We start from the raw sequence: 7,275 nt of genomic DNA, 5'->3' as shown, positions 1-7,275 counted from the left end.
ATCAAGCCCGTCCGGCGTCTGAGGACAAAGCCCGGCCGGCGACTGAGGCCAACAAACCCCCAACCCCCTCACGCAGCCGGCGCCCCAGCCGTAACCGTCTCATACACGCCCAAAATATCCGTCCCGACCGTCTCCCAGTCGAACCGCTGAACATGCTTGCGCCCAATCTCACGCAACGACGACCGCCGCCCAGGAGACCGCAACAACGAAACAGCCGAAGCGGCCAGCGCCTCCGCATCCGAGACCGCGAACAACTCCCCCGCCCGCCCCCCGTCCAACACCTGCCGAAACGCATCCAGATCGCTCGCCAACACCGGCGCCGACGCCGACATCGCCTCGACCAGGATGATCCCGAAGCTCTCCCCACCGGTGTTGGGCGCGACATACACGTCCAGACTCCGCAGCAACCGGGCCTTGTCCGCGTCACTGACCATGCCCAGAAAGGTCACTTGCCGACGAAGCCCCGGCGGCAACCCCTCGACCGCCTCCTCCGCGTCCCCCCGCCCGGCCACCAGCAACCGCACCCCGGGAAACGCCTCGACGATCCGCGGAAACGCCTCGACCAGCGTGGGCAGCCCCTTGCGCGGTTCGTCGATGCGCCCGATGAAGCCGATCGTCGGTGACTCCGGGGTGCCCTGCCACGCCGGATTGGGCTCGCTGTCGGCGAAGAAACCCATGTCGACGCCGTTGGGGATGACCACCGCGTCGCCGCCGAGATGCTCGACGAGCGTGCGACGCGCGTACTCGCTGACCGCGATCCGCGCGCTGATCTTCTCCAGCGCCGGTTGCAGGATCGGATACGCCGCGATCATCGCGCGTGATCGCGTGTTGGACGTGTGGAACGTGGCCACCACCGGCCCCGACGCGGCCCAACAGGCGAGCAGCGACAGGCTGGGCGTCGCGGGTTCGTGGATGTGCAGGACGTCGAAGTGCCCGTCGTGGATCCACCGCCGCACCCGCGCGGCGGACAGGAAGCCGAAGTTGAGCCGCGCGACCGACCCGTTGTAGCGCACCGGCACGGCCCGCCCCGCAGGCACCACATAGGACGGCAGCGGGGTGTCGTCGTCCGCGGGCGCGAGCACCGACACCTCGTGCCCCCGCCCGATCAGGTTCGCCGCGAGGTCGCGCACGTGGAACTGCACCCCGCCGGGCACGTCCCACGAATAGGGACAGACGATGCCGATCCTCACTGGGCCTCCCCGTGGCCGATCCGCGCGAGCCGGCGTTCGTCGAGATCCGCGAGCCACAACGGCTGGAGCATGTGCCAGTCCTGCGGACTGGCCGCGATGCCGGCGGCGTACGCGTCGGCGACCGACTGCGTCATCGCCGCGATCTTCTCCCGGCGGGTGCCCTCGGCCGGCACCTCGATCTCGGGGTGCAGCGTGCCGCGCAAAACCTTGCCGTCGAAGGCCAGCGTGACCGGGATCAGCGCCGCGCCGGTCTGTACGGCGAGCGCCGCGGGCCCCGCCGCCATCCGGGTCGGTTCGCCGAAGAACGTCACGGGCACCCCGGCCGCCGTCAGGTCGCGGTCGGACAGCAGGCACAGCAGCCGGCCCTCGCGCAGCCGTCGGGCGAGCGTGCCGAACGTGCTGCCCTCGCCGCCGGTCAGCGGCAGTACCTCCATGCCCAGCGACTCGCGGTAGTCCAGGAACCGCTTGTACAGCGATTCCGGCTTGAGCCGCTCGGCGACGGTGGTGAACGGATAGCCCTTGAGGGTGACCCACGCGCCGGCGTGGTCCCAGTTGGCGGTGTGCGGGAGGGCGAAGATCGCGCCCTTGCCCCGCTTGCTGCACTCGTCGAGGAGCGTCAGGTCGCACACCATCCGGTTCAGCACCGTTTCACGGTCCCAGACCGGCAGGCGAAACGCCTCCTGGTAATAGCGCAGGTATGAACGCATGCTCAGCCGCGACACCTCGCGGATCCGCTCCGGCGTCGCGTCGGGGCCCAGCACCCGGCGGAGATTGGCCTCCAGTTGCCGTACGCCCCCGCCGCGCTTGCGCCACACCGCGTCGGCGATGCGCCGGAAGATCGCCGTGGCGACCGGTTCGGGCAGTCGCTTGACGACCGACCAGCCCAGGGCATAGCCCGTGTCGGCCAGTCGCTGCCCGAGGTCGGTCATCCCTTGTCACCCCCAGGGAGTGCGTTGTCGATTTCGGCGGCCGAGCGGCGCACCGCGATCATCCGCTGGAAGACGGTGATCACGCTGCCCACCGCGATGAACCACAGCGCGGCTTCCTGGATGTAGGGCACACCCAGTCCGTCGAGACCGGTCGCGACCAACGAGATCACCAGCCGCTCGGCCCGCTCGATCAAGCCCGACACGTCGCACCGCAGACCCAGACTCTCGGCGCGCGCCTTGCAGTACGACACGACCTGACCGGAGCCGAGGCAGACGATCGCCAGGATGGACATGCGCAGGTTGTCGCCGTCACCGGCGAACCAGATCGCGAGGGCGCCGAAGATCGCGGCGTCCGCCACCCGGTCGAGCGTGGAGTCGAGGAACGCCCCCCACTTGGTGGAACGGCCCAACTGGCGGGCCATGTTGCCGTCGACCAGGTCCGAGAAGATGAACGCGGTGATGACCAGCGTGCCGGTCAGGAACCAGCCGATCGGGAAGAACACGATCGCTGCGACGACCACTCCGAGGGTGCCGATGAGCGTCACGGTGTCGGGACTCACGTTGTGGCGCAGCAAAAAGCTCGCGAACGGAGTGAGCACACGCGTGAAGAAGGCACGAGCGTATTTGTTGAGCATCGCCTTCCCGAAGGATTGCCGGGGCGGCGGGGGATCCGAAGGACCGTCGGCCCGCCTGGTGCGCCCATCGTACTGACGCGTTAACGCGCGCCGGGCCCCCCGTCGCTTGGGCGTGCCGCTTTGGAGAACATCACGTACGCAGCGGACACTTGTACTCGGTCGGGCGTCGGGGGAATGCTGCCGTTCAGGATTGGTTTTGCGGACGTTGGCGTACCGACGACCGACTTGCACCTGCGCGTCCCGGGACGTCGACGACGACCGAGCTGTACGGACGACAAGGAGGTGGGAAAACATGGCGGACAAATCCGGAGCCAATGCCGGGACCGTCGGCAGGGCAACCGCGCCGGAGAGCCCCGACCTGGTGCGCAACGTGGTCCTGGTGGGCCATACCGGAGCGGGCAAGACGACATTGGTGGAGTCCCTGCTCGTGGCGACCGGGACGATTCCCCGGGCCGGTCGCGTCGAGGACGGGACGACCGTGTCGGACTTCGAGGAGATCGAACACCGCCAACACCGCTCGGTGGCGCTGTCGGTGTCGCCGGTCGAGTTCGACGGCGTGAAGATCAACCTGCTCGACACCCCCGGCTACGCGGACTTCGTCGGCGACCTGCGCGCGGGATTGCGCGCGGCCGACGCCGCGCTGTTCGTGGTGTCGGCGGCCGACGGCGTGGACGGCTCGACCCGGATGATCTGGGACGAATGCGCCGCGGTGGGCATGCCGCGCGCGATCGTGATCACCAAACTCGATCAGGCGCGCGCCGACTTCGACGAGATGGTGCTGATCTGCGGGCGGGTGTTCGGCGACGCCGACTCGGACACCGTGCTGCCGCTGTATCTGCCGTTGCACGGCGAGGACGAGGGCGTCGCGGGCCTGATGGGCCTGCTGACCCAGCGCGTGTACGACTATTCGTCAGGCACCCGGGTCACCGCCGACCCCGACCCCGAGCACCTGCCGCTGATCGAGGACGCCCGCAACCGGTTGATCGAGGGGATCATCGCCGAAAGCGAGGACGAGTCCTTGATGGATCGTTACCTCGACGGTGAGCAGATCGACGTCGAGACGCTGATCGGCGACCTGGAGACCGCCGTCGCGCGTGGCTCCTTCTACCCGATCCTGGCCGTCGGGCCCAACGGACTGGGCACCGTCGAGCTGCTCGAAGGAATCGTGCGGGCGTGCCCGGCGCCGCCCGAGCACGAGGTGCTGCCGGTGACGACCCCCGACGGCAAGCCGCGCGACCCGCTCACGTGCGACCCCGAAGGCCCCCTCGCGGCCGAGGTGATCAAGACGACGTCCGACCCGTACGTGGGCCGGATCTCGCTCGTGCGGATCTTCTCGGGCACGCTGCGCCCGGACATGACGGTGCACGTCTCCGGACACGGCATGACCGACCGCGGTCACGAGGACCACGACATAGACGAGCGGATCGGCGCGATGTCGGTACCGCTGGGCAAGCAGCAGCGCTCGCTCAACCACGGCATCGCGGGCGACATCGTCGCGATCGCCAAGCTGTCCCGGGCCGAGACCGGCGACACCATCTCGGACAAGGACGATCCGCTGCTGATGGAGCCGTGGATGATGCCCGACCCGCTGTTGCCGGTCGCGATCCGCGCGCACAGCAAGGCCGACGAGGACAAGCTGTCGCAGTCGCTGGCGCGTCTGGTCGCGGAGGATCCGACGCTGCGTCTGGAACACAACGTCGACACGCATCAGCTGGTCCTGTGGTGCATGGGCGAGGCGCACGTCGAGGTCCTGCTCGACCGGCTGCGCACGCGCTACGGCGTCGCGGTCGACGCGGAGCCGCACAAGGTGTCGCTGCGCGAGACGTTCGGCGGCTCCTCCAGCGGGCGCGGGCGGCACGTGAAGCAGTCCGGCGGGCACGGCCAGTTCGCGATCTGCGAGATCGACGTTGAGCCGCTGCCGGGCGGGTCCGGCTTCGAGTTCGTGGACAAGGTCTTCGGCGGGTCCGTACCGCGCAACTTCATCCCCTCGGTCGAGAAGGGCGTGCGCGCGCAGATGGAGAAGGGCGTCATGGCCGGCTACCCGATGGTGGACGTGCGCGTGACGCTGACGGACGGCAAGGCGCACTCGGTCGACTCGTCCGACATGGCCTTTCAGATGGCGGGCGCCCTGGCCCTGCGCGAAGCCGCCGCGAACTGCCGGATCCACCTGCTGGAGCCCGTCGCGGAAGTGCAGGTGACGGTCTCCGACGAGTACGTGGGCGGCGTCCTGAGCGACCTCGGCTCCCGCCGCGGCCGCGTGGTGGGCACCGAGCCGATCGGCTCGGGTCGCACCGTGATCCGAGCCGAGGTCCCGGAGATGGAGATCAGCCGCTACGCCATCGACCTGCGCTCCATCAGCCACGGCACCGGCCAGTTCACCCGTGCCTACTGTCGCCACGACCCCATGCCCCCGCAGCTGGCGGCCAAGGTCAAGGCGGACTCCGAGAGCTGAGCGCGTCGCCCGCCGTGTGTCGGGCGCCCCGGGCGACCGGAAGCCCGGCACATGGCGTTGAATATGCGGGTGAACAAACGGGGGTCTGAAGTTTCCACGCGGCGTCCACTCCTGCCCCGGAAGTGGCGGATCGGCTGGCGTGCGGTCGTCACCGTCGCGATCTTCGGTGCCCTGTTGCGCGGGACGATCTGGGGCACCGACATGGCGTTCCCGTTCGGTCCGTTGACGCAATACGCCTTCCGCACCGACCCCAACGGCGTGATCGAGTCGAACTACGTCGACGCCGACACGACCGAGGGCAAGCGCATCCACATCCCGATGGCGCACTCGGGCATGAGCCGGGCCCAGCTCGAAGGGCAGCTGTGGAAGTTCGTCCAGGACCCCGCCATGCTCCAGCAGCTCGCCAAGACCCAGCGCGAGCGCTACCCGCACGATCCGCACTACGTGCGGCTCTATCTGATGCGCGACACGGTCGTGCTCAAGGACGCCGCCGAACAGCGGCGCTTCACCCAGACCCTGTCGCAGTGGGAGGTCAAGTGAGTACCGCCGCGTCGTGGGCCCGCGCCGCGGGTCGCTGGTGGTACCCGTCCGTCCCGGTGCTGCGGATCGCGTGGATTCGGCTGTTCGTCTATCTGTTCGTCGTCTACGACATCACCTCCCTGACCAAGGGCACGATGGGCAACGCGCACCTGCCGGCGTCGCTGTACCAGCCGGTCTGGCTCGCCGACATGCTGCAACTGCCCGTGCCCACACCGGAGTTGGCCGAGACGCTGCGCATGGTGATGTTCGTCGGCGCGCCGATCGCCGCGCTGGGCATCCTGCCCCGACTGTCCGGCACCGTGATGGCGGTGGCGTTCACGTGGTGGGAATTCGTGTACATGTCGTACGGGAAGATCGACCACGACCATTTCGCGATCACGATCACGCTGTGGCTGCTGCCGACCGCCGGACGGGCCCGGTTGTGGGACACCCACAGCGACGAGCGGGCCGGGTGGGTGATCCGGTGCATGCAGATGTCGGTCGTGCTCAGTTATTTCTTCGCCGCGTGGGCCAAGATTCGCGAGTCCGGTTTCCGCTGGGTCACCGGCGCCACGTTCTACTGGGCGATCGAGCGACGCGGGACGTCGTTCGCCCGGCCGCTTCAGGACTATCCGTGGCTGTTGCAGGTCGGCCAGTGGGTGATGATGATCGCCGAGTTGCTCGCCCCGGTGATGCTGTTCCTGCGCCGCTGGTGGCTGTTGGCCGCGGCGCTGTTCTGGCTGGGCTTTCACCTGATGACCTACCTCAGCATCGAGATCCACTTCCTGCCGACCGTCATCTGCTTCACCGCGTTCGTACCGTGGGAGAAGGTCAACGCGGTGCTGGTGGCGGGGTATCGCCGGGTGCGACCGGCTCGTGTCAGGACGCCGGCGGAGTCGGCAGTCCTCGTTCCGTAGCCACCAGCGCGAGCAGTACGGCGGCGTCGGTCCAAGCCAGCGGCGCGACCGACGCCGGCTTGCCGTCGGCGGCGACCTTCTCGGGAAGCGATCCGTACGGGGTGCGGTGGGCCGCCAGCCAGTCCAGGCGCGACCCGGCCTCGTCGGCATACCCGGACGCCGCGTCGAAGAGCGCGAACGAAGCCGTCTCGGGAGTCCACGCGGTGGTCGGGTCGCCGGCCCAGTCGAAGCCGGGCAGTATCCCGCCGTTGGGCAGCGTGAGGCGGTCCGCCGTCCGGCGCACGGCCGCGGTCACGGCCGGATCCGGTGCGGCGAACGGCGGGCCGAGCCAGGTCACCGCGCTGTCCGCGCCACCGCCGGAGGTGGGCGTGCGCTGATACCCGTACGCGCCGAACCAGCGGTGGATCCCGCCGTCCAGGCGCGCCGCGGCGGCGAACCAGCGGTCCGCCTCGGCGGTGTTCCCGGTACGGCGGGCCAGGTCGGCGGACGCGCGTAGGCCGGCGAGCAGCGGTCCGGCGGTGCCGATGGTGACCTGGTCGGTGCGCTTTTCCCAGTAGTCGGCGCCGGCCGGCGGCAGTCCGCTGCGTTGCAGGCTCGCCGCGGTGTGCTCGGCGGCGGCGCGCACCGCGGGCC

At 69.4% G+C, this 7,275-nt stretch carries 7 protein-coding genes; 3 read left to right on the top strand and 4 right to left on the bottom strand.

All coding sequences use genetic code 11. From position 1 onward, the window contains the following. Positions 1 to 68 precede the first annotated feature (68 nt). From GT354_RS45560 to pgsA, 3 genes are read right to left on the bottom strand one after another with little or no spacing between them, the layout of a single operon-like run. Complete coding sequence (locus tag GT354_RS45560) at positions 69 to 1,190, bottom strand: glycosyltransferase family 4 protein (protein WP_161363332.1); 1,122 nt, start codon at positions 1,188 to 1,190, stop codon at positions 69 to 71. Further along, on the bottom strand, positions 1,187 to 2,119 hold the full coding sequence (locus GT354_RS45555; RefSeq protein ID WP_161363330.1) for a phosphatidylinositol mannoside acyltransferase: 933 nt from the start codon (positions 2,117 to 2,119) through the stop codon (positions 1,187 to 1,189). Before GT354_RS45555 ends, GT354_RS45560 begins: the two co-directional genes overlap by 4 nt. Next, a complete protein-coding gene (gene pgsA / locus GT354_RS45550) occupies positions 2,116 to 2,754 on the bottom strand; it encodes a phosphatidylinositol phosphate synthase (protein WP_161363327.1) in 639 nt (212 codons plus the stop codon). The genes GT354_RS45555 and pgsA overlap by 4 nt, the downstream gene beginning before the upstream one ends. A 292-nt stretch (positions 2,755 to 3,046) precedes the next feature. Here pgsA and GT354_RS45545 point away from each other — a divergent pair, with 292 nt between their 5' ends. The 3 genes from GT354_RS45545 (at position 3,047) to GT354_RS45535 (ending at position 6,642) form a co-directional block, all read left to right on the top strand. Further along, positions 3,047 to 5,206 carry an elongation factor G-like protein EF-G2 gene (locus GT354_RS45545; RefSeq protein WP_161363324.1) on the top strand — a complete coding sequence of 720 codons (2,160 nt, stop codon included), beginning with the start codon at positions 3,047 to 3,049 and terminating at the stop codon, positions 5,204 to 5,206. A 69-nt stretch (positions 5,207 to 5,275) separates the two neighbouring features. Beyond that, the gene (locus tag GT354_RS45540) at positions 5,276 to 5,746 is read left to right on the top strand and encodes a hypothetical protein (protein ID WP_161363322.1); all 471 of its coding nucleotides are present in this window, start codon (positions 5,276 to 5,278) and stop codon (positions 5,744 to 5,746) included. Further along, entirely contained in the window at positions 5,743 to 6,642 is a 900-nt protein-coding gene (locus GT354_RS45535; protein ID WP_161363319.1) for a hypothetical protein, read from the top strand. The genes GT354_RS45540 and GT354_RS45535 overlap by 4 nt, the downstream gene beginning before the upstream one ends. Here the strand turns inward: GT354_RS45535 and GT354_RS45530 are convergent. Next, a partial coding sequence (locus tag GT354_RS45530) for a hypothetical protein (protein ID WP_202513036.1) occupies positions 6,605 to 7,275 on the bottom strand: 671 nt, incomplete at its 5' end. The genes GT354_RS45535 and GT354_RS45530 overlap by 38 nt on opposite strands.

Source organism: Streptomyces sp. SID3343 (genome assembly GCF_009865215.1).
In the GTDB taxonomy this organism is placed as follows: Bacteria; Actinomycetota; Actinomycetes; order Streptomycetales; family Streptomycetaceae; genus Embleya.
The sequence above is the reverse complement of the archived record's forward strand: the minus strand, read 5'-3'. Positions and strand labels throughout refer to the sequence as shown.

What these genes read in the sequence shown, in the direction of transcription:
- GT354_RS45555 (WP_161363330.1), bottom strand. Translation starts at nt 2,119, where the DNA reads ATGACCGACCTCGGGCAGCGACTGGCCGACACGGGCTATGCCCTGGGC.
- pgsA (WP_161363327.1), bottom strand. Translation starts at nt 2,754, where the DNA reads ATGCTCAACAAATACGCTCGTGCCTTCTTCACGCGTGTGCTCACTCCG.
- GT354_RS45545 (WP_161363324.1), top strand. Translation starts at nt 3,047, where the DNA reads ATGGCGGACAAATCCGGAGCCAATGCCGGGACCGTCGGCAGGGCAACC.